The sequence below is a fragment of the Kribbella sp. C-35 genome (assembly GCF_046549195.1).
Lineage (GTDB): Bacteria > Actinomycetota > Actinomycetes > Propionibacteriales > Kribbellaceae > Kribbella.
This window is the reverse complement of the sequence record NZ_JAJPWG010000001.1, coordinates 2,198,084-2,224,758: the sequence shown is the minus strand read 5'-3', so window position 1 is coordinate 2,224,758 and position 26,675 is coordinate 2,198,084. Positions and strand designations below refer to the sequence as shown.

Sequence of the window (26,675 nt, the reverse complement as noted above, 5' to 3'; positions counted from 1 at the left end):
TCAGGCGTTGGCGGGAGCCGGCTGCCTGGCCGGCGGCGCCTTGGCCTCTGCGATCGCCGCCGCTTCGGCGCGCCGCTCGTTGCCGACCGAGATACACAGGTCGAAGGCGGCTGCCAGGAGGGCGATCCGCAGCGGCTCGAAGAGCAGCCCCTGGATCAAGTTGGCGATCTCGTGGTTCATCAAGCCCCAGTGCTGCCCGTGGATGCCTAGCGTCCGCTGGAACACCACGAACGCCCAGTCGTTGCCGAGCAGCCAGAACGTGTAGACGAGGCAGACCACACCGAGGAACACCGGTCCGACCCGGACCAGCAGGCGGAACGCGTTGATCGCTGGGTAGAACTTCTCCCGCACGCCCGCCAGCAGCAGGTCCGGGGCCTTGTAGGTCAGGCCGACCAGCCGGCCTCGCTGCGGCGCCTGCTGCTGCTCGACGTGCGCGCCGAGACGCCGCTCCAGCCGCGTGCCCCGCAGGACACCGCCGCTCGACAGCACTCGGTGGCCGAAGACCACGGTGGTGATGGCCAGCCATGTCAGCGGCTCGGCGACGCCCAGCTTGAACAGCGGCCAGAGCGACTCCCAGAAGAAGCCCCAGAGGAACTCGATACCGGCCGGGATCGGGATGTGGATCTTGTCGAAGAAGCCCTTCAGGCCGTCCCACCAGTCCAGCGACCAGTACCAGAAACTGCGGTCCTTGAACCACGCCTTGCCCTGGCTGATCGCGAACGGCGTGATCACGAACGTGAGCAGCACGAAGAAGGCCTCGGCCCAGACCTGGGCGAACTTCACCGGACGGCTCGGCCACCGGTCGTCGATGGCCTGGAACACCCGGCGCAGCACCAGCAGCACGGCGAGCGCGGGCAGGTACCCGTGCCAGTTGTGATTTCCAAGCTTGAAGAACGAGGAGCCCGGCTGCGCCCCGTTCTGGACCAGGAACGTAGCGCTCAACTGGCTGACCTGCTTGTCGAAAAAGCCCCACGCCGACCAGACCGCGACCAGCGGCAGCAGCGTGACCGCCAGCAACTCGAGAAGGCCACGCTGCGTCGGGTCCGACGTCTCCTCGGCCTCGTTGCTCGCCGCGTCCCGCCAGCGGTAGAGCGACATCGCGCAGGTCCGGATCATGCCGACCGACGCGGTGATCTGCAGCAGTACGCCGACCGCGAACAGGCCGGTGCCCATACTCGAGTGCAGGTGCTGTGCCAGCCAGATCGCGCCCTGCGCACACACCGTGAAGCCGACGAACCCGGCAAGCCACCAGGTGGTCATGGGCAGGAGGTTCTTCCACCAGAGCCGGAAGGTATCTCCGATCAGGTGGACCATCTCGCGAAAGCCGTCAACGAGCGTACGCATCGCGCCTGATCCTAGGGGAGGGCCGGGTCCTCCCAGCAACTCAGGCCGCTATCCGTAGGTGTCCCGGGGGCCGCGGCCGCCGCGGACGGTGCGGGGGCCCTTGCGCCAGGAGTACGTGTTGGGGCCGAGGACCTTGACCTGGGAGACGGTTCCTTCGCCGAGTTCGGCGTTCAGCCGGAAGAGGAGTTGCGGGACCAGCAGGTCGAGTTGGACCTTCCACGCCGTCGACGACGTACGGACGGTCAGCACTGTGTCGTCGTACGACTCCGGTTTGCAGTGTTCGGCCATCTCCGGGCCGACGATCGACGGCCAGCGGGCCATCACGCCGTGGACGGCGACGTCGACCTCCCAGCCCTGGTCGCGCATCAGCCGGCCGAGGGTGTTGGTCAGTCGCTGCGGGTCGCGGTCGTCGGGGCGGGCGCTGCTGATCTGGGCGCCGCCGATCCGCGGCCGCCGGCGGCGTTTGACCGGCATGATGCCGCCCTTGGCCGCCTGCTGCTTGAGCCGGGCCGCCAGCGATTTCGCGAGCTCCAGGCCTTGCTTGTCGTGCTCGGCCTCGCTCTCAGCGCCGCTCTCAGAGGAATCTGGGGGTTCAGGCACGCTGAACCACCCCCTCACCCACCTCGAAGCGCGCCCCGCGGAGCTCAGTGGGCACATCCGCGCCGACCGCCGCGGTCACCAGCACCTGCTCGGCCGGCGCGACCAGCTCGGCCAGCCGGTCCCGGCGCTGCGAGTCGAGCTCGGCGAACACGTCGTCGAGGATCAGCACCGGTTCACCTCCGTCCGCGCGCAGCAGGTCGTACGACGCCAGCCGCAGCGCGAGCGCGAACGACCAGGACTCACCGTGACTCGCGTACCCCTTCGCGGGCAAGTCCCCGAGCCCGAGTACGACGTCGTCGCGGTGCGGACCGACCAACGACACACCGCGGTCGAGCTCGTCCTGCCGCTTCTCCCGCACCGTCGCGAGCAGCACCTCCTCGAGCTGCTCCCGCGACACCACACCGGGCTCGAGCACCACCGACGACTTGTACTCGAGCCGCGCATCACCCTTGCCCCGGGCAACAGCGTCGTACGCGCTGGAGACCAACGGGCGCAGCGCCTCCAGCAACTCCAGGCGGGTCGCCAGCAGCTCGGAGCCGGCGCGCGCGAGGTTCGAGTCCCAGACCTCGAGTGTGCGCAACTGGCTCTCGGCGGTACTCGAGCGGTTCTGCCGGCGGGCCTGCGAGGCGCTCCGGAGCAACGAGTTCCGTTGCTTGAGCACCCGGTCGTAGTCCTGCCGTACGCCGGCCATCCGCGGTGACCGCAGCGTCAGCAGCTCATCCAGGAACCGTCGCCGCTCGGACGGATCGCCCTTCACCAGCGCGAGATCCTCCGGGGCGAACAGCACCGTGCGGAGCAGTCCGAGCACTTCGCGTGGCCGTGGCACCGGCGAGCGGTTGACCCGGGCCCGATTTGCCTTCCCAGGATTGATTTCCAGCTCGACCACCACGTCGCGGTCGTACTGGCTGCGGATCTCCGTGCGCACGATCGCGCGGGTGGCGCCGGCCCGCACCAGCGGTGCGTCGTTCGCCACCCGGTGCGAACCGAGGGTCGCGGTGTAGTGGATCGCCTCGACCAGGTTCGTCTTGCCGTGACCGTTCGGCCCGACGAAGGACGTCACGCCCGGAGTGAGCTGGACCTCCGCCTGCTGGTAGGACCGGAAGTCGAGCAGACCCAGGGCGGTGACGTACACCTCAGTGCTTGATCGGCGGTGTCGCGTACGACGGGTCGGCTGCCTCGGCGCCCTTCACCGCGTGCCCGCCGAACTGGTTCCGCATCGCGGCGATCGCCTTCATCGCCGGCGAGTCGTCCTGCCGGGACGAGAACCGGGCGAACAGCGCGGCGGCGATGGCCGGCGTCGGTACGGCGAGGTCGATCGCGGCCTCGACGGTCCAGCGGCCCTCACCGGAGTCGTCGGCGTACCCCTTGATCTTCTCCAGGTGGTTGTCGTCGTCGAGCGCGTTCACCAGCAGGTCGAGCAGCCAGGACCGGATCACGGTGCCCTCACGCCACGACTGGAACGCCTGCGGCACGTTGTCCACGATGTCCGACGCCTCGAGCAGCTCGTAGCCCTCGGCGTACGCCTGCATGATCCCGTACTCGATGCCGTTGTGGACCATCTTCGAGAAGTGCCCGGCGCCGACCTTGCCGGCGTGCACGAAACCGAACTCGCCCCCGGGCTTCAGCGCCTCGAAGATCGGCATCACGGTCTCGACGGTGGCCTGGTCGCCGCCGCACATCAGCGCGTAGCCGTTCTCCAGACCCCAGACACCGCCGGAGACGCCGCAGTCGACGAAGCGGATGTCCTTCTCGGCGAGCTGGGCGGCGCGACGGGTGTCGTCGGTCCAGCGGCTGTTGCCGCCGTCGATGACGATGTCGCCGGGGGACAGCAGCTCGGCCAGCTCGGTGACGACCGGGTCGATCGCCTGCACCGGGACCATGATCCAGACCACCTTGGGCTGGTCGGTCGCGGTGAGCTTGCCGACCATGTCGGCCAGGTCCTTGGAGTCGGAGATGTCCTGGTTGTGGTCGAACCCGACCACGGTGTGGCCCGCGTTGCGAATCCGCTGGCGCATGTTGCCGCCCATCTTGCCGAGACCGACAAGGCCGAGCTCCATCTGAATCCCCTTGTTTTGTTGGCTTTCAGCTGTTCAGGCGGACCGGCATCAGCACGTACCGGAATTCGCTGATCGGTTCGCCGTCGAAGTCCCGCACACCGGTCAGTTCGGCCGGCTTCGTCGCCTGCGTGAAGGCCAGGTGCGCAACCGGCGTACCTATCGCGCCGAGACCGTCGAGCAGGTACGTCGGGTTGAAGCCTACGGTCACCGGCTCGCCGACGACCCGCGCCTCGAGCGACTCGGACGCCTGCGCCTCGTCACCACTGCCGGCGTCCAGCGTCACGGTGTCGTCCTCGAAGGTCAGCCGCACCGGAGCGTTGCGCTCCGCAACGAGCGCGACGCGCTTGACCGCCTCGACGAGGGTCGCGGTGTCGATCCGGACCCGGGTGGCGATCGCCGCGTCGGTCGGGATGATGCCGCGGACCTTCGGGAACTCGCCGTCCAGCAGCCGGGTGGTCGCGCGGCGACTGCCGCCGGCCACCTCACCCTCGAAGCCGACGATGCCGTCACCGGTGCCGGGCGCGGCCAGCGAGACGATCACGTCCGAGCCGGTCATCGCCTTCGCGGTCTCGGACAGCACCCGCGCCGGAATCAGCGCGGCGGCCGAGGCATCGGGGGACTGCGGGTTCCACTCCAGCTCGCGGATCGCCAACCGGTAGCGGTCGGTGGCCAGCAGCGAGATCGTGGAGCCCTCGATCTCGACCCGGACACCGGTCAGCACCGGCAGCGTGTCCTCACGGCCGGCCGCGGTGACGACCTGCGAGACGGCCTGGGCGAAGACATCGGCCTTCACGGTGCCGCTGGCCGCCGGAAGCTCCGGAAGGGCCGGATATTCCTCTGTGGGAAGCGTCTGGAGGGTGAAGCGCGAGCTGCCACAGGTGACCTGGGCCTTCGCGCCGTCCACCGCGATGTCCACGGGCTGGTTCGGAAGACTCTTGGAGATGTCGGCGACGAGCCGGCCGGAGATCAGGCACTTACCGGCGTCGGCGACCTGCGCGGGCACCGTCACCCGGACCGAGGTCTCGTAGTCGAAGCCGGACAGGGTGATCTGCCCGTCCTCGGCCTCGACCAGAAGGCCGGCAAGGATCGGGACGCTGGGACGACTGGGCAAACTGCGCGCGGCCCAGGCCACCGACTCGGCCAGTACGTCGCGCTCGACGCGAAACTTCACCGCTGGGTGCCTCCTGTTTCGGCTGTGTGCCAGGCAGATCCTGCCACGGACAAAGGTGCTGTGCGCCCATCGGGCCTGACGTGGCGCTTCGGGCGGGTCGCGTCGCCATGGTCCTGTGCTGCTGAGAAGACAGCGTTGCTGTCGTTCTGAAGACAGCCTGACAGGTCCTGCCAGCCGGCGCGAGATCGGGGTTTTCCCCAGATCGGGCCGCTCGATCGTTTTGTGGCCTTCGATCTCTCTACAGATTCCATAGTGTTCTTCGCACCGGTGGATACTGTGGAAAAGCGCCGACTTCCCAGGTCAGACACCATTTTGGCCTGGGGACGCCGTGTGGACGGCGCTCGCTTGTGCTGGGGACGGCCGTGGACGGCGAATTCTGTCCCCACAGGGCATCCACACCCCAACCGGACCTTTCCACGGCGATACCCACAGTTTTCCACAGCTGTGTCCCCAGCCTGTGTGGTTATTGCTGCTTGGCTTGGTGCTTGATCCGGTTGGTCAGTTCGGTGACCTGATTGAAGACGCTGCGCCGTTCCGACATCAGTTGCCGGATCTTCCGTTCGGCGTGCATCACCGTCGTGTGGTCGCGGCCGCCGAACTGCTGGCCGATCTTCGGCAGCGACAGATCGGTCAGCTCGCGGCACAGGTACATCGCGATCTGACGGGCCGTCACGAGCACCCGGCTGCGGCTCGAACCGCACAGGTCGTCGATCGAGAGACCGAAGTACGACGCGGTCTGGCCCATGATCATGCTCGCGGTCACCTCGGGCTTGCTGCCTTCGGGGATCAGGTCCTTCAGCACGATCTCGGCGAGGCTCAGGTCGACCGGCTGCCTGTTGAGGCTGGCGAACGCGGTGACACGGATCAGCGCGCCCTCGAGCTCCCGGATGTTCGTTTGCACCTTCGACGCGATGAACTCCAGCACCTCCGGCGGCGCCGTCAGCCGCTCGGTGGCGGCCTTCTTCCGCAGGATCGCGATCCGGGTCTCGAGGTCCGGCGGCTGGATGTCGGTGATCAGGCCCCACTCGAACCGGTTCCGTAGCCGGTCCTCCAACGCCTCCAGGCGTTTCGGCGCGCGGTCGGAGCTGATCACGATCTGCTTGTTCGCGTTGTGCAGCGTGTTGAAGGTGTGGAAGAACTCTTCCTGGGTCTGGATCTTGCCTTCCAGGAACTGGATGTCGTCGATCAGTAGTACGTCGACGTCGCGGTACCGGCGCTGGAACTGGGACGCCTTGTCGTCGCGGATCGCGTTGATGAAGTCGTTGGTGAACTCTTCGCTCGACACGTACCGCACACGGGCCCCGGTGTAGAGACTGCGGACGTAGTGCCCGATAGCGTGCAGCAGGTGGGTCTTGCCCAGACCGGAGTCGCCGTAGATCAGCTGCGGGTTGTACGCCTTGCCCGGCGCCTCGGCGACCGCGACCGCGGCCGCGTGCGCGAACCGGTTCGAGCTACCGATGACGAAGGTCTCGAAGGTGTACTTCGGGTTCAGCCGAGCTTCACCCTGCGCCTCGGTGGCCGGCTGCGTCGAACCGTTCGGTGGCGGGGCGACCGATCCGAGCGGTTGGCCGAACGAGGACTGCTGCGGCTGCTGCTCGTACCGCTGCGGCGCTTGGGCCGGCTGGCTGAACTGGTTGTCCGGGTCGGTCAGGGCGGACTGGATCGTGGGCTGGAACGCGCCGTCGGTGCGAAGCGGTTCGCGTACGGCGGGTTGCTGCTGAACCGGCTGCTGCATGGGTTGCTGCTGCATCGGTTGTTGTGGTGCGTGCTGCGAGTGCTGTTGCGGGTGCTGCACCGGCTGCTGGGTGTACTGCGGTTGCTGGGGAGCCTGCTGCTCGCGGAGCTCCGGGTCGAGGGACGGGTCGACGGTGACGGCGATCCGGATGTCACGGCCGAAGCTCTCGGTGAGGATCCGCTCCAGGTCCGGGCGGAGGCGCGTCTCCAGCTGACCGCGAGTGAAGTCGTCGGGTACGGCGACGATCGCGGTGCTCTCGTGCAGCGTCACCGGACGCGAGTTGGTCAGCCAGGCCCGCTGGTTCGGCGGCAGACCGGCAAGCACCCGAGCCCAAGCCTCCCCAAGATCCGTAACCGCCGGCCCTCGCCCCTGCTGCGGCTGAGCCGCCTGCTGTTGCGGTGCTTGCTGCTGAGGTGCCGGCTGCTGGGGAGCTTGCTGCTGCGGGGCATGTTGATGCGGCGCTGGCTGCTGCGAGCTCGGCTGGTGCTGGGTGTACTGCGGTTGCTGGGGAGCGTGCTGGACCGGCTGCTGGAACGTGGGCTGCTGAGGTGTCTGCTGAGCTGAGGGCTGCGGCAGCTGCTGTTGTGGGATCTGCGGGGGCACAGGCTGCTGCGGAGCGTGCTGCTGTGTCGCGTGCTCCTGCTCGGCCACCTGCGGCTGGTCAACCGGCTGCTGGTGAGGCGTGTGCTCGGCCTGCTGAGTCGGCACCTGGAGCTCGGGTACCTGGTGGTCCGGTGTGTGCTGCTCCGGGAGCTGCGCCTCGGGGAAGAGTGGCTCAGCGGCCGGCTCTGGAGCTGCCGACTCAGCTAGTGGGAGCTCGGCCGGTGGATGCACGGCAGCGCCCTCCTGTGTCGGCCTGCTGTCGGGTGACCACTGGTTGGTGGCTGCGTCGTCCACACGTGCCTCCCCCTCGATCGGTACCGCGCCTGGTGCATTGCCGCCGCCAGTACCCCAATCCGCCGTACCCCAGGCGTTGCCCGCACCGGGGTACTGGTTGACGGCCGGCGCCGCACCGAAGTACGTCGTACCTGCCGTGGACTGAGCTGGGCCGGACGGAAGATCAGTGGCCGCGCGCTCCAGTTCGGAGCGGTAGCCGTAGGGAGACGCGGGCGGCGCGGGGCGGTACCCCGCGGTCGGCGGCTCGGGCATCGGGATCGGGAGCGACGGGCTCAGATAGTCACCCGGGTCCATCCGCGGTGTCGGCGGCTGGGTCGGCCTTTGGGTCGGCCCCTGGGTTGGTGTTGGTGCTGGTGGCTGCAGTGGCGTCACCGGTGCGGTCTCGGCGCGAGGCATCGGCTCCGGCACGGGCCGGACCTCGGTGCGGAAGTTCGCCTCGGGCTCCGGACGGATGTCGGCGTCGGGCTCGGGTCGCAGATCCTGCCGGCCGTCGGCGCCGTACTCCGCCCGGTACTCGGCCGTGAATTCCACCGGTGTGAATTCCGCACTGGCGGAATGGTCCTCGACCACGCGTTGCTCCCCGATTTCGTCGCTGCGGTGGCCGGCGCGATCCGGAGTTGATCCCGGGCTGCGCGACCGTTCGACCCGACCACCGTGCGGTGTCTGTCCACACGGTTGTCCACAGTTGTGAACGACCGCCGGAGCAGGTTGGTTACCGATCGCGGGGTGTGGGACCTCTGGTGTGAGGGAGTGACGCTAACAAGTCCGAGCAGGCACCTACAAGCCGTCATCCACAGGCTATGAACAGCAAATTGGGGGCAACCTTCGGCGTGTCGGGTGGACGCCGGAGCGTAGTCGTGGTTCGAAATCGCTCTCTGTCGTCGATCCGGTCGGACAGTGACGAATCCCGGCCCGATCGGTTGCCCACTATCCTGTCCACAAGCCTGTGGAAAAGTCTGGGGATACCTGGTTTGACCTGTCCACAAGGAGCCACGTACCGTGGATCGGTCGGCTGTTGAGCCGGCCGTTTCGTGCTGCGCTCCCTGCGGGACCTGTTCTCTGGTTCTCCGACGGTGTGCAGGACAGGCACCTTGGACAGATTCAATCAGTGGATTTGTCGACATTTTGTGTTCTCGAGTAACCGGAGTCATTCCAGTGAGCAAGCGGACGTTCCAGCCGAACAACCGTCGTCGGCACAAGAAGCACGGCTTCCGTCTTCGGATGCGTACCCGTGCGGGTCGCGCGATCATCGCCGCCCGCCGTGGCAAGGGTCGTCAGCGCCTCGCGGCCTGAGCGACCTCTGTGACGGTGACCACCTCGTGTTGCCCGCGTCGAACCGGTTGCGCCGGTCCGACGACTTCCGTCGCGCCGTCCGATCCGGACGGCGCGCGGCGCGACGCGTGGTGGTTCTGCATGTGCTGGCGCAGGCCGGTGAAGCCGGCCCCGCGCGCGTCGGATTCGTTGTGAACAAGGCGGTGGGCAACGCGGTTCTGCGGAACCGGGTCCACCGCCGTCTGCGTGCTGTCATGAACTCGCGGCTCGCCGATCTTCCGGCCGGCAGTCTGACTGTCGTCCGCGCGCTTCCGTCGTCCGCCACGGCGTCGTACGACGAGCTCGCGGCCGATGTCGATGGCGCCCTGAGCCGGGTGCTGCGACCATGATGCGCGTCAATCCCGTGCGCAGCGGGATCATCGGTTTCCTGAAGTTGTACCGGCTGCTGATCAGTCCGCTGTACGGGCAGGTCTGCAGGTTCTACCCGAGTTGTTCGGCGTATGCCTTGGAAGCGGTCGAACGCCACGGTGCGGTGCGCGGTAGCTGGCTGGCGGGGAGACGACTCCTTCGCTGCCACCCGTGGAACCCCGGAGGCTACGACCCCGTTCCTCCCAGAGATGTCGACCAGCGCGGAGAGTCTCTCTCCGCCAACCAGCCCGGACCGTCAGCCGACGCCGGGCCTGTGCAGCGAGGTGTGTGAGTGACTCTTCTGGCCATCCCCGGGCTCGCGGTGTGGGACGGGATCGTAGACCTGTTCAACACGGTGATGACGCCGCTGTACTGGGCCGTATCGGCACTGCTGGTCGGGTGGCACTGGCTGCTCAGCCAGGTGCTCGACCCGAACGGCGGTTGGGCCTGGGCGCTCTCGATCGCCGGCCTGACGATCGTCATCCGGACCCTGCTGATTCCGCTGTTCGTCCGGCAGATCCGCTCCAGCCGGAACATGCAGCTGCTGCAGCCGAAGATGAAGGAGCTGCAGAAGAAGTACGGCCACGACCGGGAGAAGCTCGGTCAGGAAATGATGAAGCTGTACAAGGAGACCGGGACCAACCCGTTCTCCTCGTGCCTGCCGCTGCTCCTGCAGTCGCCGATCTTCCTGGCCCTGTTCCGCGTGCTCGACTACGCGTCGAAGGGCAAGACGCACAGCAGCATCATGGACCCGCACGTCCAGTCGCTGCAGCACGCGAAGATCTTCGGCGCCGAGATCTCGCAGACCTTCCTGAAGGCGAACGGCGACGGCGCCGGCAACGTCAAGGTCGTCGCGATCGTGCTGATCATCCTGATGACGGCGACCATGTTCACGACGCAGCTGCAGCTGATGCGCAAGAACATGCCGAAGGAGGCCCTCACCGGCCAGGCCGCGCAGATGCAGAAGATCATGCTGTACGTCTTCCCGATCTTCTTCCTCATCGGTGGCTTCAACTTCCCGATCGGTGTGCTGATCTACTGGTTCGTCTCCAACGTGTGGACGATGGGTCAGCAGTTCTACGTGATCCGCCGCAACCCCGCTCCGGGCACTCCGGCGTACGACGCCATGCAGGCCCGGAAGCGCGAGAGCAACCTGCGTCACGGCCGCTCGGCCGACGAGGGCGTTCCGGGTACGGCGGACGCGGAGACCGACACCGAGACGACGGACCGTCGTCCGGCGCAGCGCCAGCAGCCGAAGCGGCAGTCTCGTAGCGACCGGAAGACCGGTGGTCCGGCTGCTGGCGGCGCGGCCGCGTCGAACAACGGCCAGACGTCCTCGTCGGCGCCGGAGGACACTCCGCGGCCGCAGGACACGCCGAAGAAGACTCAGGCCGGTGCTGCCAAGAAGCAGCCGGCCGGCAAGAAGGGTACGGGAGCGAAGCGCCAGCCCGCGGCGAAGTCGGCCGCGCAGAAGAAGGCGGCGCAGAAACGCTCCGGCGGCTCGCGCTGACCCGCGAACCCCGAGTCCCCTCTTGCTTGTGAATGCCCCGGGTCCCCGTGAGGCGGATCCCGACATTGTGAAGGAGTAGCCGTGACCGACGGCATGCAGAACACCGACACGGCGGAGCAGTCCGCCGGCACGAGCTCCGCCGACGACCGCCTGAAGGCGCTCGAGGCCGAGAGCGATATCGCGGCGGACTACCTCGAGGAGTTGCTCGACATCGCCGATCTCGACGGCGATATCGACATGGACATCGATGGGGACCGTGCTGCTGTCTCCATCGTCGGCGCCGAGCTGAACAACCTGGTCGGCGAGAACGGCAAGGTGCTGGAGGCGCTCCAGGAGCTGACTCGTTTGGCCGTGTACCGGGAGACCGGTGAGCGGTCGCGGCTGATGCTCGACGTGTCGAACTACCGGGCCAACCGGAAGGCGGAGCTCGAAGAGGTCGGCCGCAAGGCGGTCGAGGAGGCGAAGGCGACCGGCACTCCGGTGCGGCTGGACCCGATGACGCCGTTCGAGCGCAAGGTCGTGCACGACGTCGTCGCGGCCGCCGGCCTGACGTCGGAGTCCGAGGGCGAGGAGCCCCGCCGCCGCGTGGTGGTCCAGCCATGACCGTGATGCTGTGAACGACGTTTCACGTGAAACACCGCCGCTCGTGGACAAGCTGTTTCCACGGGCGGCGGTGCCGCTTTCGGCGTACGCCGAGTTGCTGGCGACCGAGGGCACGCTCCGAGGACTGATCGGTCCGCGGGAGGTCCCGCGGCTCTGGGATCGGCACCTGCTGAACTGTGCTGTCGTCGAGCGGCTGATCCCGGAGGAGTTGTCGGTCGCCGACGTCGGCACCGGTGCGGGCCTGCCCGGCATCGTGCTCGCGATCGTCCGGCCCGATCTCCAGGTGGATCTCGTCGAGCCACTGCTGCGACGTACCACCTTCCTCCAGGAAGCGGTCGACGCACTCGAGCTCGAGAACGCGACCGTCGTGCGGGCGAGGGCCGAGGATCTGCCGCCGGCGACGTACGACGTGGTGACCTCGCGGGCCGTCGCTCCGTTGGCCAAGTTGGCCCGGTGGTGTCTGCCGTTGTGTGTCGAGGGCGGACTCATGCTGGCGATGAAAGGGGCGTCTGCAGAGGAGGAACTGGACGCCTCAGAGCGCGAATTGATGAAGCTCGGCGCAGAGCTTTGTCATATTCATCAACTCGGCGGCGATGAACTGGCCAACCCCACGACTGTGGTGAGTATTGTGGCCGGACGTGCTGCAGGGGGATCCCGGCACGGAAGACACGGGAGGTGAGCGGGTTGGTGAGTCGTGCCCTCGGATGGCCCGAGAAGAGCACCGGCGTGCCGACGTCGTCACAGGGCATCGGCTGGCCGACCGAGCCGGATTCCGCCGTTCGTGTGGTGAGTCAAGAACCCGCTCCTGCCGCCCCAGCACAGACCTCTTCGACACCGGCTGCCGAGCAGCCGCTCCTGTCGCCGCCGATCGACACCTCGGGACTCCAGGCCGCTGCGGCGGCCGGTCTCGGCGATCCGGTGACCGACGATCCGGCGTCCGTTTCACGTGAAACGCCGGACATGCGGGATGATGGTTCCGGGCCCGATTCGGCGTCACTGGTGGACGTCGAGCCGGACCTTTCGGAGTCTCCACCGCCTGTGGATGACGACCGCATGAAACTGCCCCCGCAGACGGGAATTCGTCCACAGAAGCCTGTGGACGGAGCTGGGGGCAGACCCGCCCCGACCCCTACAGACATCCTCTTCGGGCCAAGTCCCGCACCTATTGGAATGGGCGCTATGACTGCCGCACAGATCGCCGCGCGGGCCACGTCGGACGAGCTTCAGCGACGACTCCTCGAGACTCCGATCGCCGCCGCGACCGAACGGACCCTGCTGGTGAATGAAGGACGCACGATGGGCCGCGAGTTCCCGCTGCCCGACCAGACCCGAGTCTTCGTCGTCGCCAACCAGAAGGGTGGCGTCGGCAAGACCACGACGACGGTGAACGTCGCCGCCGGCCTCGCTCTGTACGGCGCGAAGATCCTGGTCATCGATCTCGACCCGCAGGGCAACGCGTCGACGGCCCTAGGGATCGAGCATGCCGAAGGTACGCCGGGGGTGTACGAGGCGGTCATCGAAGGTGAGCCGCTCGGCAAGCTGATCCAGCCGTGCGCGGAACACCCCGGGATCCAGGTGATCCCGGCGACGATCGACCTGGCCGGCGCGGAGATCGAGCTCGTCAGCCTGGTGGCGCGGGAGAGCCGGCTGAAGACCGTGCTCGAGGCGTACCTGGCCGAGACCGAGGCCGCGGGGGAGAAGTACGACTACGTGTTCATCGACTGCCCGCCGTCGCTCGGGCTGCTGACGGTGAACGCGCTGACCGCGGCGCGCGAAGTGCTGGTCCCGATCCAGAGCGAGTACTACGCGCTCGAGGGACTGTCGCAGCTGCTCCGCCACATCAACATGGTGAAGTCGCACCTGAACCCCGGGCTCGACGTGTCGACGATCCTGCTGACCATGTACGACGCCCGCACCAAGCTGGCCGGCGAGGTCGCGGCCGAGGTGCGTGGGCACTTCAAGGACGCCGTACTGCGGACCGCCGTACCGCGCTCGGTGCGAATCTCGGAGGCTCCGAGCCACGGGCAGACCGTGCTCGCGTACGACCCGGCGTCGGCCGGTGCACTGTCGTACCTGGAGGCATCCCGCGAGATCGCGATGCGGAACAACGCCTGACGGTGCCGTTTCACGTGAAACGGGACACGGGGGCCGGTACGGGAGTAGCGGAGTCCGGTGTGCGTTGTGGTAGGCCAGCAGTAGCTCAGCAGGATGTCGACCTCGAGGGAGCGCGATGAACACCCGACTCGGACGCGGACTTGGTGCGCTGATCCCCAGCTCGCCGGCGCCTGGCACCACGACCCTCGGCAGCAAGTCGAACTCGATCCCGGGCGCACCCCCGGTGACGATGTCGACGGAGCCGCAAGGGCCGGAGCTGGCCGCCGTACCGGGGGCCTCGTTCGCGGAGATCGACGTCGACAAGATCACGCCGAACCCGAAGCAGCCGCGGACCGTCTTCGACGAAGAGGCGATGGAGGAGCTCGTCCACTCCGTCAAGGAGATCGGGCTCCTGCAGCCGATCGTCGTACGGCGGCTCGAGGGCGACTCGTACGAGCTCGTCATGGGCGAGCGGCGCTGGCGGGCGACGCAGCAGGCCGGGCTCACGACCATCCCGGCGATCGTGCGGGAGACGTCGGACGACGCGATGCTGCGGGACGCGCTCCTGGAGAACCTGCACCGGAGCCAGCTGAACCCGCTGGAAGAAGCGGCCGCGTACCAGCAGATGCTCGACGACTTCGGGTGCACGCAGGAGGTCCTCGCGACGCGGATCGGGCGGTCGCGGCCACAGATCTCCAACACGCTGCGTCTACTGAAACTGCCGGCTTCTGTTCAGCGGCGGGTTGCCGCGGGTGTCCTCTCGGCCGGCCACGCGCGGGCCTTGCTCGGTCTGCCGAGCGGGGACGCGATCGAGCGGCTCGCGCAGCGGATCGTTGCCGAGGGCCTCTCGGTGCGGACGGTCGAGGAGATCGTTGCGCTCGGCGACATGAACGCCGAGGACCCCACCCCGGCGCGCCGCCGGAACAAGCCGGTCGCGCCGCGGTTGGTCGATTTGGCGGACCGGCTCTCCGATCGGTTCGAGACCCGCGTCAAGGTCGACCTCGGCAAGACCAAGGGCAAGATCACGGTCGAGTTCGCGTCGCTCGACGACCTGGAGCGCATCGTCACGCTGATGGACCCGAACAAGTCCACCGACGCCTGACATCACCTGGGGTCCACCCGCCGACCTGCGAGGTCCCGTCTCCTGCGGTAGGTCCATGGCCTGCGGTAGGTCCATGGCCTGGGGCAGGCCAGTGATCTCGCCGACTCGGAAGCGCCGGCTCCGTCCGTCGCCGAGCTGGTCCGTGATCTCCGGGGCGCCGCGAACTGTCGGTGGGCGCTGGTTGGATCTGGTGTGCATCGTCCAGCGAACCGGTGGGAGGGCACAGTGCAGAAGCGACCGCGCGTGGTGGTCAGCGTGGGGGCGAGTGTCGACGGCAAGGTCGCGCTGACCCGGAACGCGCTTTTGATGCATCCGCCGAGTTCGGAGCTGTGGGGATCGATGACCCCGGAGGCGCCGGACTCCGTCGCGATCGACGTCATCGAGGTGGTCAGGCAGCAGTACGGCTGCAATGCGCTCCTCGAGGGCAGCGGCAGTCTGGTGAGCGAGGAAGAGATCCCGGGTGAACTGCCCAGCTACGACGGCGACCCGGCTGGGCTTTACGAGCACTTCCTTCCGCCGGATGTCATCGAGCAACGGTCGCCGTCGCACATGTGGTTCACCGTCGTCGACAGTCGTGGACGAGTGCGCTGGACGGAGAGACATGAGGGCTGGGACGCACTGGTCCTGGTGGCGCGGTCGACGCCGGCGGACTATCTCGGGTATCTCCGTCGGGAGGGGATCTGCTACCTCGTCGTCGGCGAAGAGCGTGTTGACCTGAGCCGAGCGGTGGCGGCGATGGGCAGCGAACTAGGCATCAGGTGCATCGTGTCGACCGCGGGCGGCGGCTTGAACGGTGCGCTGTTGCGGGCAGATCTGATCGACGAACTGCACTTGACATTGGCGCCGGCGCTTGTCGGGGGACTCGGGACGCCGTCGATCATGGACGGGTCGCCACTCGCGGTTGGCCAGCCTCCGACGCGAGTGCAGTTGCTCTCGGCGCAGACGGACTCGGCCGGCGTGGTTCGCCTCCACTACGTCGTACGGCGGAGCTGACTCGGGGTCCTCCGGGGCGTGACCTGGGGTGCTGAGTGGCGCTTTCAGGCGGCCTGGGGTCTTGAATCACAGGGATGTAAGTTCGCGGAGGGCGCTTAGGATCGCGCTCACAGAGCTAGTTCGTAGTACGAAGTAGCGTGATAGATCACCAGGGAGATATGTCGACAAATCAACGTCGGCACTCGCCCCAATGTTTCATGTGAAACATTGCGCGCGACCCGGCGCAGATGCGGTGGCTGACGGCCACTCCGCGGGCGGTGCGCAGGCTCCGGAGCCTGCGGTGCGGAGTTCTTCGTCAGGTCCACGGGTGAGGTGTCTTGCGCGGCACGCGGGCTACCGAGGGAGCGAGTCGCCGGCTCGGTTGCGGCGGTGTGGTTGGACGGGGCACTTGTTGGGGGTGGAGACAGGAAACGGTTGCTGGAGACCTGAAATAGCAGGTCTTCAGCAACCGTTTCCTGTGTTCAGTCGCCGTCGTGTAGGCGGGTGTCGATGCCGGGCCGGTCGTTGGCGTCCGTTTCGTGTCCCGCGCGTCCAGGTCCCGTGTCTCGCCCCGGTTCATGTCCAACCCCGGCGACGTGCTGTGCCGGTTCGCCTGCGGTCGGGTTAGCGGCCGAGGAGTTCGTGGGTGGTTTTGCGTTCGGCGTAGAACGAGAGGAAGGGGATCGTGCCGGCGACTGCCATCAGCAACAGGCGCGGGAGGGACCAGCGGACTCGGCGGAAGAGGTCGAACGTGCCGAGGAGGTACACGACGTACAGGAAGCCGTGGAGGGGGCCGATCACGTTCATTGCGCCGGGGTTGTCGCCCAGGTACTTCAGCGGCATCGCGACGAAGAGCAGCAGGAGCAGCATCACGCCGACGACGTACGCGATCACGCGATAGCGGGTCAGCGCGCCGCGGACGGCCGGGGTGAGCGGCTGCGCGCCGGCGGAGGTGGCGGGGTCGGCAGAGGAAGTCACGCTGAAACGGTACCGCTTGACTCCACAGCCTCCCCGACACGGTCACCCGTCCCGGAGTCACCTCGCTCGGAACCACCTGTCCCGGGGTCGCCTGGGCCGGCGGTGGTTGTTGGGTCGTCGGGTTCGCGGTGGGCGTCCAGGACCATGCGGGCCCACATCCAGAGGGTGAAGGCGGCGAAGATCCACCATTGGACTGCGTACGCGACGTTTCGGAGGCCGGCGTGGTCGGTGGGCGGCGGGGGTGGTGCGACGATCGCGGGTGCGGGGGACGGTACGGCGCCTGCGTCGACGGCGGACTGTACGACGAATGCGTCGTACACCCGGTAGTTCACCAGGTGCACGATTGTCGGGATCCGGAGTGACGACAGCACTCGTCCCTTGGCGGCGTCGTCTGATGAGTCCTCGGCCTCGGATGCCACTACCGATCCGCTCAACCGCACTGGGCCGGAGGGGGGCGTGACGGCCGGGTCAGAGGGCGAAGCTACCCATCCACGGACGATCATCACCGCGTCGGTGTCGGACAGCTTCAGCGGTGAGACGACCCAGAGTCCGGCTTGTCCGTTCTGCAGGCGGTCGGTGACCAGGACCTGGTCCGTGGCTGGGCCCCAGGTGCCGTCGACGGTTACTCGGCGGCCGACAGCTTTCGACGGGAGGCCCTCGTCGATCGAGAACAGCGACTGCAGTGCGACCGGAGGTGCGGCGGCGCGTTGGGCGGTCGCGTCGGCCGTCTTCGACCGATAGACGCCCAGTTGCCACACGCCCATGATCGTCATGACCGACGCGATCGCCAGGGCGAGCACGAGAAGACCGGACCACCGAGGCGCCACAGCCGTCCGCCACAACGGCCGAGCAGACCTCCCACCACCTGTCGCGGTGGAACTCTCGGAATGTGTCGGGTCGGCGGGGGTCGGGTCAGGCATGGGGGGATTGGGGGTTAGCGGGCTGCTGCGGTGGCGAGGAGGTCGCGGCAGAGGACGCCTAGTTCGATGCCGGCTGCTTCGGCGGCCAGGGGGACGAGGGACGTTTCGGTCATTCCGGGGGCCACGTTCACCTCGAGGAACCACGGCACGCCGGCCGCGTCAACTACGAGGTCCGTCCTGGACAGGTCGCGCAGGCCCAGCGCCTGGTGTGCCTGGACAGCGGCTGCGGCGCACGCGCCGGCGGCCTCAGGCTCCAGTCGCGCGGGCACGATGAACTGCGTCGCCCCGGCTGTGTAGCGCGCCTCGTAGTCGTAGAACCCCGAGTCCGGGCGGATCTCCACAGCAGGCAACGCCCGCGGCCCGTCGCCGACGTCGACGACCGTCACGGCCACCTCGGTCCCGTCGATGTACTGCTCGATCAACGCGACCGGACCGTACGCGTAGCAGTTCACCATCGCCGACGGCAGCTCCTCGGCCGACCGCACGATCGACGCACCCAGCGCCGAACCGCCGCGCGCCGGCTTCACGACCAGCGGCAGTCCGACCTGCTTGATCACTGCCTCCATCAGCGCAGCGGCACCCAGCTCGCGGAACGTGTCATGCCCGAGCACGACCGAAGCGGGCGTGTGCAGTCCCGCGGCGCCGACGACCGTCGCGGCGACGGGCTTGTCGAACGCCGTACGGCACGCGGCCGCGTCGGCTCCGACGTACGGAACGCCGTACAGGTCGAGGACCTGGCGGAGTGCGCCGTCCTCGCCGGTGACGCCGTGCAGGACGGGGAAGACCGCGTCCGGGGGATCCTGGCGCAGACGATCGACCAGGGACGCGTCGACGTCGCGCTGTTCGACCTCCACGCCGACACTGCGCAGGGCGTCCGCCACTCGGCGGCCGGACCGCAGCGAGACGTCCCGCTCGTGCGACAGTCCACCTGCCAGTACCAGCACTCGACCCAGATCACTCATCACAAATATCCCGATCACTCGTGGGCGACTCCGGCACGGTCGCCGGTCCCGAGGCCCACTCGAACGGTACCCCTACCGAATCCTGGACCCCCGCCCGCCCGTAGGTCCCTTGCGCAACCTTTGCGAACCAGAGCTACGAAAGCTCAGGCCCCGGAGCGTCGTATCCGTGGCCGGCGCCTGGGGGCAGCGGGCCGAACGTCTGCCGGAGCTCAAGCTCCTCGTTGATCACCGCGGCGAGCCTGCCGACGCCCTCGGTGATGCGCTCCGGCGTCGGGTGACAGTACGACAGCCGCATGCACTGGGAGCCGAAACCGTCGGCGAAGAACGCCGTTCCGGGCACGTACGCGACCCGCGCCGTGACCGCCCGGGGCAGCATAGCCTTCGCGTCCAGCCCTTCCGGCAACGTCAGCCAGACGTAGAACCCGCCGCCCGGCCGCGTCCAGGTGGTTGCCGCTGGCATCTTTTCCGTCAACGCCGCGAGCATCGCGTCCCGGCGCTCGCGGTACATCTCGCGGAACTGCTTCACCTGCCCCATCCAGTCGTGCCGGACCAGGTACGACGAGATCGCGAGCTGACTGAACGTCGGCGGGCACAGGGTCGCGGACTCCTGCGCCAGCACGAGTTTCTCCCGGACGGCGTGCGGCGCGACCGCCCAGCCGACCCGGAACCCGGGGGCGAACGTCTTCGAGAACGAGCCGAGGTAGATGACCCCTTCGCGATCCGCCGCGCGCAGCGCCTTCTGCGGCTCACCTTCGAACCCGAGCAACCCGTACGGGTTGTCCTCCAGCACCAGCACCGACGCCTGCTGACAGATCTCCAGGACCCGCGCGCGCCGTTCGTCGGACAGCGAAACCCCGGCCGGGTTGTGGAAGTTCGGGATCGTGTAGAAGAACTTGATCCGCTTCCCGGCCGCGCGCACCGACGCGATCGCCTGCTCCAGCGCCTCCGGTACGACGCCGTCGTCGTCCATCGCGACGTGCACGACCTCGCACTGGTACGCACGGAAGACGCCGAGCGCTCCGACGTACGACGGCGCCTCGCAGATGACCACGTCGCCGGGGTCGCAGAACACCCGCGTCACCAGGTCGACGGCCTGCTGGCTGCCGACCGTGACCACGACGTCGTCCGGATGGGCCTCGATGCCCTCGAGCCGCATGATGTCGCAGATCTGGTCGCGCAGCGTCGGATCGCCCTGGCCGGAGCCGTACTGCATCGCGGTCGCGCCGTTGTCGATCACCAGGTCGCGGACCGCGCCGCCGACCACGTCGAGCGGCAGACCGCCGATGTTCGGCATGCCGCCGGCGAGCGACACCACCTCCGGCCGGCTGGCGACCGAGAACAGGGCTCTGATCTCCGATGCGGTCATGCCCTTGGTCCGGGCTGCATACGCCTCGACGTAGTTGTCGAGTCGGGTCTGCCGGACATCGGGCACGTCAGCACTCACGGGGGCCACTCCAACGGTGATCGAGGGGGAAGTCACCAGGTTACGTCGACAGACCCCAGTCGGGACTGGGGATCGGCGTGACCTCTCACTACCATGCCTTATAGGGGCAGGTTCGACCATGCCGGAATCTGGCTGCTGAGACAGCCGGCCGGGGTGGTGCGGCCTGAGAGGTGGACTGGGAAGGCGGATCAGGATGAGCGTGGGCAGGACAGCCGGCTGGACGCTCGGCGGTTTGGTGCTGGGTGTGCTGGCCGGGTTCGCCGGTGAGCTGTTCCGGCGGCAACCCGCAGGGAAGGTGCAGCAGCGGTACGTCGCTCCCGAGGCGACTCGCACCACGGACGCGCGGACCCCGTCCGACGTCCCCGAACCAGCGGCCCAACCGGCCGCCCGATGACCTACGGACCGTGACGAACCTAACAGCCTGTACGGCCGATCGGATGCGCTGATGGCCCGACGGCTGGAACCGCTGACGCTCGCCAATCTCGGCGAGCTTCCGGTGCCCTGCCGTGACTGCGTGTTCTGGGAGCTGGATCCGGTGGCCGCGCGCCAGGCGAACCGCAACGGTGACACCGGGCTGGAGAAGGAAGCCTGGCTGTCCCAGCTGCTGCTCGACTGGGGGACCGCCGGAATCGTGCTGTACGTCGACGACGAGCCGGCCGGGTTCGCGGTGTACGCGCCGGCGACGTACCTGCCCCGGATCCAGGCGTTTCCGACCGCACCCGTCAGCCCGGACGCCGTCGTCCTCGCGACCGGCCGGATCTTGCCGCGGTACCTGGGACTCGGGCTCGGGAAGATCTTGGTCCAGGCGGTCGCCAAGGACGTGCTGAAGCGTGGTTTCCGGGCCGTGGAGGCGTTCGGGGACTCGCGGTGGGACGGGCCGGGCTGTGTCTGGCCGACGGAGTTCCTGCGTGCGGTGGGCTTCGGGGTGGTGCGTGAGCACCCCCGCAATCCGCGGCTGCGGCTGGACCTGCGTTCGGCGATCACCTGGCGCAGCGAGATGGAGGCCGCCGTCGAGCGCTTGATGGGCGCCATCCGGCCGGAACAGGCTCCGTCCGGGCCGGTGACGGTTCGCGACGCCCTGAGATCAGGCCCGGAGTAGCCCGATGGTCTGGCGGGCGCTGGCCGACGTGGTGATGATCGTGCACGGCGCTTTGCTGCTGTTCTTCGCGATCGGCGCGTTCCTCGCGTGGCGGTGGCCGAAGCTGATCTGGGTCCACCTCGGCATCGTGGTGTGGAATCTCGTGATCGTTCTGGTCGATTTCGGCTGCCCGGTGACCGCGACCGAGAAGTTCTTCCGCCGGGAAGGCGGTGAGAGCGTGTACACGGGCGGATACATCCAGCACTACCTCAACGGCCACCTGTGGCCTGACGGTGCGACTCCGATCGCGGAGAAGGTCGGCTTCGTCCTCGTGGTGATCGGGTACGTCGGCTTCTTCGTCGTACGGCGGCGTACGAAGCTCAGGGGTGAGTCAGTGGGACCCCGGACGTGAGGGGGCGTCGGGCTCCTCATACTGGACACGTGCCCATCGACGAGTACCTCGCTGCCCTGAGCAAGGAGCTCTGGGGCCCTCGGCGCCGCAAGGCGGACCTACTGGCCGAGGCCCGCGATCACCTGACCGACGCGACCGAGGCCTTCGAGGCGGACGGGCTGGACAGGTACGACGCGGAGAAGCACGCGGTGGCCGAGTTCGGGACGCTCGAGGAGGTCGCGCCGGGCTATCGCGCGGACCTCGCCGTCAGCCAGAGCCGGCGTACGGCGGTGTTGCTGTTCGCGGCGTTGATCATCCAGCCGATCGTGTGGCGGGAAGGCGCCTGGAGCTGGAACAGCGGCCCGGACGATCCGAACCCGCTGAACGACCTCCTGCAGGCGCTGGTCCGGAACGTCGGCACGATCGCGATCGCCGGTGCGGTCCTCGCGGTCGTTGCTGCCGGCATCGGTCTGCGGAGCCCGTTCGTACGGACTCACGTGACGCGGGTGACCACGCTCTTCGCACTCGCGAACGCCGTGGCGATCGGCGGGATCGGCATCCTGATGGCGTTGACCAGCCCGCATCCGAACGGCTTGCTCGACTTCACCGTCGTCGGGGCGTTCGTGGTGCTGCCGCTCGTGTTCGTCGGGCAGCAGGCCGCCCGCGGGCTACGCCTGGCCCGGGCGTAAGACACCTTCCACCACAGCGCGGAACGTCACCCACTCCTGTTTGCCTGAGGCAAGCATCTTCTCGCCGGCACTGGTGAGCTGATACGTACGGCGCTTCCGCCCGCCGACCGTGCTCCACTCGCTGGCCAGGTAGCCGGCCCGCTCGAGTCGCCGGAGCGCCGGGTAGAGCGTGCCGGTGGGCAGGTCGAGCTCGCCGCCGCTGCGCTCCAGCAACGCCTCCATGATCGCGTAGCCGTGCAGCGGTTCGTTCTCGACGACCGCCAGGATCATCGGGTCGAGGTGTCCACGCAGCGCATCCGCCTTCATGTAGCCAGTCTACTCATATGTCTGTTACTGTCGAGAGGCAACATGTAGCCATTCTACTTATCAAGGACTCGCCATGACCGTGGACACCGAGATCCGACCCGCCACCCGGCCCGGTCTGCTGCACCGCGTCTCCGGGTGGGCGATGCGGCACGCCGGCCTCGCGCTCCTGCTCTGGGTGCTGGTGCTGGCCGCGGTCATCGCCGCGGCGACGGTGGTCGGCGCCAACTACAAGAACGACACCTCGTTGCCGGGCACCGACTCCCAGCGGGTGACGGACATCTTCAAGGAGCACCAGCCCCAGGGCGACACGGCCTCGGTGCAGCTCGTCTTCCGGGCCGACGGCGGCCTCGACGCCGAGAAGTCGCGGGTCGCGTCGATGCTGGCGGTGGTCCGCGGGCTCCCGCATGTCGCCTCGGTCGCCGACCCGTTCGCCGGTCCCGGCGCTATGTCGACAGATCGACGTACGGCGTACGCCACGGTCGGACTGGATGTCTCGGTGGCGGACATGCCGGTGGACGACGTACGGACGATCATTCATCGGGCGCAGGACTTCGTGCGGCCTGGGTTCCAGGTCGAGGCCGGCGGGGATCTGGCGCGGAACGCTGCCGAGAGTTCGGGCGGCGCGTCCGAGGGCGCGGGGATCCTGGCCGCGTTGGTGATCCTGGTGTTCCTCTTCGGGTCGTTGCTGGCGGCAACTCTTCCGCTGTTGACCGCGGTGTTCGCGGTCGGCAGCACGGTCGCGTTGCTGATGCTCGCGTCGCACCTGTTCACGGTGCCGGAGTACACGACGCCGGTGATGATGCTGGTCGGGCTCGGTGTCGGCATCGACTACGCGTTGCTGATCTTCTCGCGCTATCGCCACGAGTTGCTGAAGGGCGAGGCCGACCCGAAGGTCGTTGCCTTGGACACCGCGGGGCGGTCGGTGATGTTTGCCGGTTGCACCGTCGTCATCGCGTTGCTCGGCCTGCTGGCGTTGGGACTCGGTTCGTTGCAAGGCGTTGCGCTCGGTGTCACGTTGACCGTGCTGATGACGATGCTCGCGGCGGTGACGTTGCTGCCGTCGTTGCTGACGCTGTTCGGGAAGCGGATCGAGCGGAGCGTGCGGAAGCATGCCGCGAAGCAGCGGCGTACGCCTGGGGACGGCTGGCGGAAGTTGGCCGGCGTCGTACAGCGTGGGCCGTGGGTGCCGTTGGTGCTCGGGGTGCTCGCGCTGGTGGCGTTGTCGCTTCCGGCGTTGGGGATGCGCCTCGGTTTCGCGGACGCGGGGACGGATGATCCGGCGAAGACGAGCCGGAAGGCGTACGACCTGTTGGCGGACGGGTTCGGGCCCGGGTTCAACGGTCCGCTGGTCGTGGTGTCGGAGGGGGATCAGGCTGCGGCGCAGGCGCTCGGGCAGACGTTGGCGGCTGATCCCGGGATCGCCGCGGTGACGCCGCCGCAGGTGACCCCGGACGGCAAGATCGCCACCGTGCTGGCGTTCCCGAAGTCGGCGCCGCAGGACGCGGCCACGAGCGACCTCGTGCAGCGGTTGCGCGACGACACCTTGCCGGCGTTGGAGTCGCAGACCAGAGCGACGTACCTGGTCGGTGGGTCGACTGCAGCCGCGGACGACTTCGCGGCGGCGGTGAGCAAGCGGCTGCCGATCTTCGTACTGGTCGTGGTGGGCTTGTCGGCGTTGCTGCTGATGGCGGTGTTCCGGTCGGTGCTGATCCCGTTGAAGGCCGCCGTACTCAACCTGCTCAGCATCGGCGCCTCGCTCGGGGTGATCACGCTGGTGTTCCAGCAGGGCTGGTTCGGTGCGCAGGCCGGGCCGATCGAGGCGTTCGTGCCGGTGATGATCTTCGCGATCGTGTTCGGGTTGTCGATGGACTACGAGGTCTTCCTGGTGTCCCGGATCCACGAGGAATGGCGGCGGACCGGAGACGCGCGGGTCGCGGTCCGGGAAGGGCTGGCGACGACAGGCAGCGTGATCACGGCGGCGGCCGCGATCATGATCGTGGTGTTCGGCGCGTTCCTGCTGAGCCCGGACCGAATGCTCAAACAGTTCGGCCTCGGCCTGGCAACCGCCGTCCTCCTCGACGCTCTCCTGATCCGCTGCATCATCGTCCCAGCCGTACTCCGCCTACTCGGCAACCACGCCTGGTGGCTACCGAGCAGCCTCGAGCGCGTCCTCCCGCGGATCGCCCTGGACAAGGAATAGGCCGTCACTCGGTCGCGGCCACTCCGATCTTGTGACCTTGCGCGTCGGCGAACACACCGAAGCTGGTGCCCGGTACGTGCTGGGCCGGCTGGACGATGTGTCCGCCCAGCCCCTCGGCGCGCGCAAGAGTAGCTGCGACGTCCTCGACGGCCACGAAGAACAGCACCTCGTCCTCAGCGCCCTGCCGCGGGCTGATGGCGACGTACGGGCCGCCCTCGGCTCCGGTGTCGATGAACGTATACCCCGGAAGCCCGCCCTCGGACGCGACCTTCCACCCGAACAACTCCGCGAAGAACTCCCGGGTCTTGTCGGGGTCGGCCGACCTGATCTCGGCATGAACAACTGGATGCGCCATGAACCCTCCCTGAACAGGCCCGGTGTAATCACCCGGCTCATTCAGATGACGAACAGCTCAACCAGAAATCGACCGGCTAAACGGTGAGTTGGCCGAAGCGGAGCATGCCGGTGGCGGCGTCCTGGTCCGGGGGGAGATAGACGCGCTGGATGGCCACCACGATGGCCTCGGCGATGACGTCGCGGAAGGCTGGGTCGGCCAGGCGGGCGGAGTCGTGCGGGTTCGTGACGTAGCCGATCTCCAGGCGCACCGCGGGCATCTTGGTGCGGCGGAGCAGGTCCCAGGTCTTGGCGTGGGTGTGGCAGTTCAGCAGGTCGGTGCGGGCGACGATCTCGCGCTGCACGAGGCCGGCGAACTGCTCGCCGACGCTCGACGTGGCGCCGTGCAAGTCGTTGCCGTAGAAGTACGTCGCGACGCCCTGCGCGGCCGGGTTCATCGAGCCGTCGGTGTGCAGCGAGACGCACAGGTTCGCGTCCGTCTCGTTCGCGAACGCGGCCCGCGCCAGCTCGTCCGGACCTTGATCGCGGCCACGCGACAAATACGCCCGTACGCCGGTGGCGCCGAGCCGACCCTCGATCCGGGCAGCCAGGTCGTACGCGATGTCGGACTCGCGCAGGCCGTAGCCCTCCCAGCCGTAGTCGAAGCCGCCGTGACCCGGGTCGATCACCACGGTCTTGCCGGACAACCGCGGCCCAGCGGCGCGGACGGCTTCCCGCGCGCGCAACGCGTCGGGGCGGCCGCCGGTCGCCATCGGCCGGATCCGCTGCAATGCCTTGAACGTCGACGGTCCACAGGTGCCGTCGGCCGGCAGACCCATGTTCCGCTGGAACTCGGTCACCGCGCGCTGCGTGTCTGCGGCGAAGATCCCGTCGATCCGGGCGACCGCGAACCCGAGCTCCTGCAGTTTCGCCTGAAGGCTCAGTACGTCGTCGCCGCTCATCGGGTGCGACGGGACGTACGTCAACAGCCGGTCACCCAGCCGCCAGCGCGCGTCGTCGATCGCCCGGTACGTCTGCGGGCCGACGACCCCGTCGATCATCAGCCCACGTTGCTGCTGGAATCCCCGGACGGCGTGCGCGGTCGCTTCGTCGTAGACGTCGTGGCCGCCGGTCAGCAGCCCGAGTCTTTGCAGTTTGCCGACGATCTCAGCGACCGCCTCACCGCTGTCGCCGATGCGGTACACGCCGTGCGGGGATTCCATCAGGTGTGACTCCTTGCCGGTGTGGCGGAACTTCAGGCGGTTCTGTGCCTATTCAGTGAAGGCAGCGAGCTCCTTGAGCAGCGCGGCCTTCGGCTTGGCGCCGACGATGGACTTGGCGAGCTCACCGTTCACGTAGACGTTGATGGTAGGGATACCGGTAACCCTGTAGTTGCTCGGGGTAACCGGGTTCTCGTCCACGTTCATCTTCAGGAACGTGATCTTGTCGCTGTGGTCCTGGGACAGCTCTTCCAGAATCGGGGAAACCTGGCGGCACGGTCCGCACCACTCGGCCCAGAAGTCGACGAGCACGGGCTTGTCGCTCTTCAGGACGGTCTGGTCGAACTCGGCGTCGGTGACGGCCTTCATGTAGGTAGCTCCTTCAGGGA

The 26,675-nt window shown here is 68.0% G+C and carries 27 protein-coding genes and 1 pseudogene; 14 read left to right on the top strand and 14 right to left on the bottom strand.

Going from position 1 to position 26,675, the window contains the following annotated elements:
- The 6 genes from ACLJOO_RS11300 to dnaA form a co-directional block, all read right to left on the bottom strand.
- Entirely contained in the window at positions 1-1,344 is a 1,344-nt protein-coding gene (locus ACLJOO_RS11300; RefSeq protein ID WP_410786831.1) for a hypothetical protein, read from the bottom strand.
- A gap of 48 nt (positions 1,345-1,392) precedes the next feature.
- On the bottom strand, positions 1,393-1,944 hold the full coding sequence (locus ACLJOO_RS11295) for a DUF721 domain-containing protein (RefSeq protein WP_410786830.1): 552 nt from the start codon (positions 1,942-1,944) through the stop codon (positions 1,393-1,395).
- Entirely contained in the window at positions 1,937-3,076 is a 1,140-nt protein-coding gene (recF, locus tag ACLJOO_RS11290; protein WP_410786829.1) for a DNA replication/repair protein RecF, read from the bottom strand. The genes ACLJOO_RS11295 and recF overlap by 8 nt, the downstream gene beginning before the upstream one ends.
- A 1-nt stretch (position 3,077) precedes the next feature.
- Positions 3,078-4,001: a phosphogluconate dehydrogenase (NAD(+)-dependent, decarboxylating) gene (gnd, locus tag ACLJOO_RS11285; protein WP_410786828.1), complete on the bottom strand. Its 924-nt coding sequence runs from the start codon at positions 3,999-4,001 to the stop codon at positions 3,078-3,080.
- Between the two features lie 25 nt (positions 4,002-4,026).
- Entirely contained in the window at positions 4,027-5,172 is a 1,146-nt protein-coding gene (gene dnaN, locus ACLJOO_RS11280) for a DNA polymerase III subunit beta (protein WP_410786827.1), read from the bottom strand.
- Between the two features lie 463 nt (positions 5,173-5,635).
- Positions 5,636-7,231: a chromosomal replication initiator protein DnaA gene (dnaA, locus tag ACLJOO_RS11275; RefSeq protein WP_410787148.1), complete on the bottom strand. Its 1,596-nt coding sequence runs from the start codon at positions 7,229-7,231 to the stop codon at positions 5,636-5,638.
- Positions 7,232-8,959: 1,728 nt separating this feature from the next.
- Here dnaA and rpmH point away from each other — a divergent pair.
- The 9 genes and pseudogenes from rpmH (at position 8,960) to ACLJOO_RS11230 (ending at position 15,786) form a co-directional block, all read left to right on the top strand.
- Complete coding sequence (rpmH, locus tag ACLJOO_RS11270; protein WP_130386492.1) at positions 8,960-9,097, top strand: 50S ribosomal protein L34; 138 nt, start codon at positions 8,960-8,962, stop codon at positions 9,095-9,097.
- 26 nt (positions 9,098-9,123) lie between these two features.
- Positions 9,124-9,465 carry a ribonuclease P protein component gene (gene rnpA / locus ACLJOO_RS11265; protein WP_410786826.1) on the top strand — a complete coding sequence of 114 codons (342 nt, stop codon included), beginning with the start codon at positions 9,124-9,126 and terminating at the stop codon, positions 9,463-9,465.
- Positions 9,462-9,776 carry a membrane protein insertion efficiency factor YidD gene (gene yidD, locus ACLJOO_RS11260; protein WP_311136377.1) on the top strand — a complete coding sequence of 105 codons (315 nt, stop codon included), beginning with the start codon at positions 9,462-9,464 and terminating at the stop codon, positions 9,774-9,776. The genes rnpA and yidD overlap by 4 nt, the downstream gene beginning before the upstream one ends.
- Positions 9,777-9,785: 9 nt before the next feature.
- A pseudogene (yidC, locus tag ACLJOO_RS11255) lies at positions 9,786-10,766 on the top strand (membrane protein insertase YidC); the annotation flags it as partial.
- 321 nt (positions 10,767-11,087) lie between these two features.
- Positions 11,088-11,597 (top strand): protein jag, encoded by a 510-nt coding sequence (locus ACLJOO_RS11250; RefSeq protein ID WP_410787146.1) that lies wholly within the window; start codon positions 11,088-11,090, stop codon positions 11,595-11,597.
- 10 nt (positions 11,598-11,607) lie between these two features.
- Complete coding sequence (gene rsmG, locus ACLJOO_RS11245; RefSeq protein ID WP_410786825.1) at positions 11,608-12,276, top strand: 16S rRNA (guanine(527)-N(7))-methyltransferase RsmG; 669 nt, start codon at positions 11,608-11,610, stop codon at positions 12,274-12,276.
- A gap of 500 nt (positions 12,277-12,776) precedes the next feature.
- On the top strand, positions 12,777-13,712 hold the full coding sequence (locus ACLJOO_RS11240) for a ParA family protein (protein ID WP_410786824.1): 936 nt from the start codon (positions 12,777-12,779) through the stop codon (positions 13,710-13,712).
- Positions 13,713-13,827: 115 nt separating this feature from the next.
- The gene (locus tag ACLJOO_RS11235) at positions 13,828-14,793 is read left to right on the top strand and encodes a ParB/RepB/Spo0J family partition protein (RefSeq protein ID WP_410786823.1); all 966 of its coding nucleotides are present in this window, start codon (positions 13,828-13,830) and stop codon (positions 14,791-14,793) included.
- 225 nt (positions 14,794-15,018) lie between these two features.
- Complete coding sequence (locus ACLJOO_RS11230) at positions 15,019-15,786, top strand: dihydrofolate reductase family protein (RefSeq protein ID WP_410786822.1); 768 nt, start codon at positions 15,019-15,021, stop codon at positions 15,784-15,786.
- 603 nt (positions 15,787-16,389) lie between these two features.
- Here ACLJOO_RS11230 and ACLJOO_RS11225 read toward each other — a convergent pair.
- The 4 genes from ACLJOO_RS11225 to ACLJOO_RS11210 form a co-directional block, all read right to left on the bottom strand.
- Positions 16,390-16,743 (bottom strand): DUF3817 domain-containing protein, encoded by a 354-nt coding sequence (locus ACLJOO_RS11225; RefSeq protein ID WP_410786821.1) that lies wholly within the window; start codon positions 16,741-16,743, stop codon positions 16,390-16,392.
- A complete protein-coding gene (locus ACLJOO_RS11220) occupies positions 16,740-17,543 on the bottom strand; it encodes an SURF1 family protein (protein ID WP_410786820.1) in 804 nt (267 codons plus the stop codon). The genes ACLJOO_RS11225 and ACLJOO_RS11220 overlap by 4 nt, the downstream gene beginning before the upstream one ends.
- Before the next feature lie 134 nt (positions 17,544-17,677).
- Positions 17,678-18,625, bottom strand: a complete 948-nt coding sequence (locus ACLJOO_RS11215) for a D-alanine--D-alanine ligase (protein WP_410786819.1) — start codon at positions 18,623-18,625, stop codon at positions 17,678-17,680.
- A 133-nt stretch (positions 18,626-18,758) separates the two neighbouring features.
- Positions 18,759-20,069 carry a PLP-dependent aminotransferase family protein gene (locus ACLJOO_RS11210; protein WP_410786818.1) on the bottom strand — a complete coding sequence of 437 codons (1,311 nt, stop codon included), beginning with the start codon at positions 20,067-20,069 and terminating at the stop codon, positions 18,759-18,761.
- Between the two features lie 193 nt (positions 20,070-20,262).
- Here ACLJOO_RS11210 and ACLJOO_RS11205 point away from each other — a divergent pair, with 193 nt between their 5' ends.
- The 4 genes from ACLJOO_RS11205 to ACLJOO_RS11190 are packed head-to-tail and all read left to right on the top strand — an operon-like array spanning position 20,263 to position 22,227.
- Positions 20,263-20,463 carry a hypothetical protein gene (locus ACLJOO_RS11205; protein ID WP_410786817.1) on the top strand — a complete coding sequence of 67 codons (201 nt, stop codon included), beginning with the start codon at positions 20,263-20,265 and terminating at the stop codon, positions 20,461-20,463.
- A gap of 51 nt (positions 20,464-20,514) precedes the next feature.
- Entirely contained in the window at positions 20,515-21,168 is a 654-nt protein-coding gene (locus ACLJOO_RS11200; RefSeq protein ID WP_410786816.1) for a GNAT family N-acetyltransferase, read from the top strand.
- Positions 21,169-21,172: 4 nt separating this feature from the next.
- Complete coding sequence (locus ACLJOO_RS11195; RefSeq protein WP_410786815.1) at positions 21,173-21,559, top strand: DUF2784 domain-containing protein; 387 nt, start codon at positions 21,173-21,175, stop codon at positions 21,557-21,559.
- A gap of 29 nt (positions 21,560-21,588) precedes the next feature.
- Positions 21,589-22,227 carry a permease prefix domain 1-containing protein gene (locus tag ACLJOO_RS11190; protein ID WP_410786814.1) on the top strand — a complete coding sequence of 213 codons (639 nt, stop codon included), beginning with the start codon at positions 21,589-21,591 and terminating at the stop codon, positions 22,225-22,227.
- On the opposite strand, the gene ACLJOO_RS11185 is transcribed toward ACLJOO_RS11190, so the two are convergent.
- A complete protein-coding gene (locus tag ACLJOO_RS11185; RefSeq protein ID WP_410786813.1) occupies positions 22,207-22,533 on the bottom strand; it encodes a PadR family transcriptional regulator in 327 nt (108 codons plus the stop codon). The two genes, ACLJOO_RS11190 and ACLJOO_RS11185, sit on opposite strands and share 21 nt — an antisense overlap.
- Positions 22,534-22,606: 73 nt before the next feature.
- Here ACLJOO_RS11185 and ACLJOO_RS11180 point away from each other — a divergent pair, with 73 nt between their 5' ends.
- Entirely contained in the window at positions 22,607-24,733 is a 2,127-nt protein-coding gene (locus tag ACLJOO_RS11180; protein WP_410786812.1) for an MMPL family transporter, read from the top strand.
- A 4-nt stretch (positions 24,734-24,737) separates the two neighbouring features.
- Here ACLJOO_RS11180 and ACLJOO_RS11175 read toward each other — a convergent pair whose 3' ends face one another.
- The 3 genes from ACLJOO_RS11175 to trxA form a co-directional block, all read right to left on the bottom strand.
- A complete protein-coding gene (locus ACLJOO_RS11175; protein WP_410786811.1) occupies positions 24,738-25,088 on the bottom strand; it encodes a VOC family protein in 351 nt (116 codons plus the stop codon).
- 76 nt (positions 25,089-25,164) lie between these two features.
- A complete protein-coding gene (locus ACLJOO_RS11170) occupies positions 25,165-26,289 on the bottom strand; it encodes an N-acetylmuramoyl-L-alanine amidase (protein ID WP_327638874.1) in 1,125 nt (374 codons plus the stop codon).
- A 48-nt stretch (positions 26,290-26,337) separates the two neighbouring features.
- The gene (gene trxA / locus ACLJOO_RS11165) at positions 26,338-26,655 is read right to left on the bottom strand and encodes a thioredoxin (RefSeq protein ID WP_410786810.1); all 318 of its coding nucleotides are present in this window, start codon (positions 26,653-26,655) and stop codon (positions 26,338-26,340) included.
- Positions 26,656-26,675: the final 20 nt, after the last annotated feature.

Excerpts from the sequence above, each read along its gene's own strand:
- ACLJOO_RS11300 (WP_410786831.1), bottom strand. The coding sequence starts at position 1,344 with ATGCGTACGCTCGTTGACGGCTTTCGCGAGATGGTCCACCTGATCGGA.
- gnd (WP_410786828.1), bottom strand. The coding sequence starts at position 4,001 with ATGGAGCTCGGCCTTGTCGGTCTCGGCAAGATGGGCGGCAACATGCGC.
- yidD (WP_311136377.1), top strand. The coding sequence starts at position 9,462 with ATGATGCGCGTCAATCCCGTGCGCAGCGGGATCATCGGTTTCCTGAAG.
- ACLJOO_RS11250 (WP_410787146.1), top strand. The coding sequence starts at position 11,088 with ATGCAGAACACCGACACGGCGGAGCAGTCCGCCGGCACGAGCTCCGCC.
- ACLJOO_RS11240 (WP_410786824.1), top strand. The coding sequence starts at position 12,777 with ATGACTGCCGCACAGATCGCCGCGCGGGCCACGTCGGACGAGCTTCAG.
- ACLJOO_RS11235 (WP_410786823.1), top strand. The coding sequence starts at position 13,828 with ATGAACACCCGACTCGGACGCGGACTTGGTGCGCTGATCCCCAGCTCG.
- ACLJOO_RS11215 (WP_410786819.1), bottom strand. The coding sequence starts at position 18,625 with ATGAGTGATCTGGGTCGAGTGCTGGTACTGGCAGGTGGACTGTCGCAC.
- ACLJOO_RS11205 (WP_410786817.1), top strand. The coding sequence starts at position 20,263 with ATGAGCGTGGGCAGGACAGCCGGCTGGACGCTCGGCGGTTTGGTGCTG.
- ACLJOO_RS11200 (WP_410786816.1), top strand. The coding sequence starts at position 20,515 with ATGGCCCGACGGCTGGAACCGCTGACGCTCGCCAATCTCGGCGAGCTT.
- ACLJOO_RS11195 (WP_410786815.1), top strand. The coding sequence starts at position 21,173 with ATGGTCTGGCGGGCGCTGGCCGACGTGGTGATGATCGTGCACGGCGCT.
- ACLJOO_RS11185 (WP_410786813.1), bottom strand. The coding sequence starts at position 22,533 with ATGAAGGCGGATGCGCTGCGTGGACACCTCGACCCGATGATCCTGGCG.
- ACLJOO_RS11180 (WP_410786812.1), top strand. The coding sequence starts at position 22,607 with ATGACCGTGGACACCGAGATCCGACCCGCCACCCGGCCCGGTCTGCTG.
- ACLJOO_RS11175 (WP_410786811.1), bottom strand. The coding sequence starts at position 25,088 with ATGGCGCATCCAGTTGTTCATGCCGAGATCAGGTCGGCCGACCCCGAC.
- ACLJOO_RS11170 (WP_327638874.1), bottom strand. The coding sequence starts at position 26,289 with ATGGAATCCCCGCACGGCGTGTACCGCATCGGCGACAGCGGTGAGGCG.
- trxA (WP_410786810.1), bottom strand. The coding sequence starts at position 26,655 with ATGAAGGCCGTCACCGACGCCGAGTTCGACCAGACCGTCCTGAAGAGC.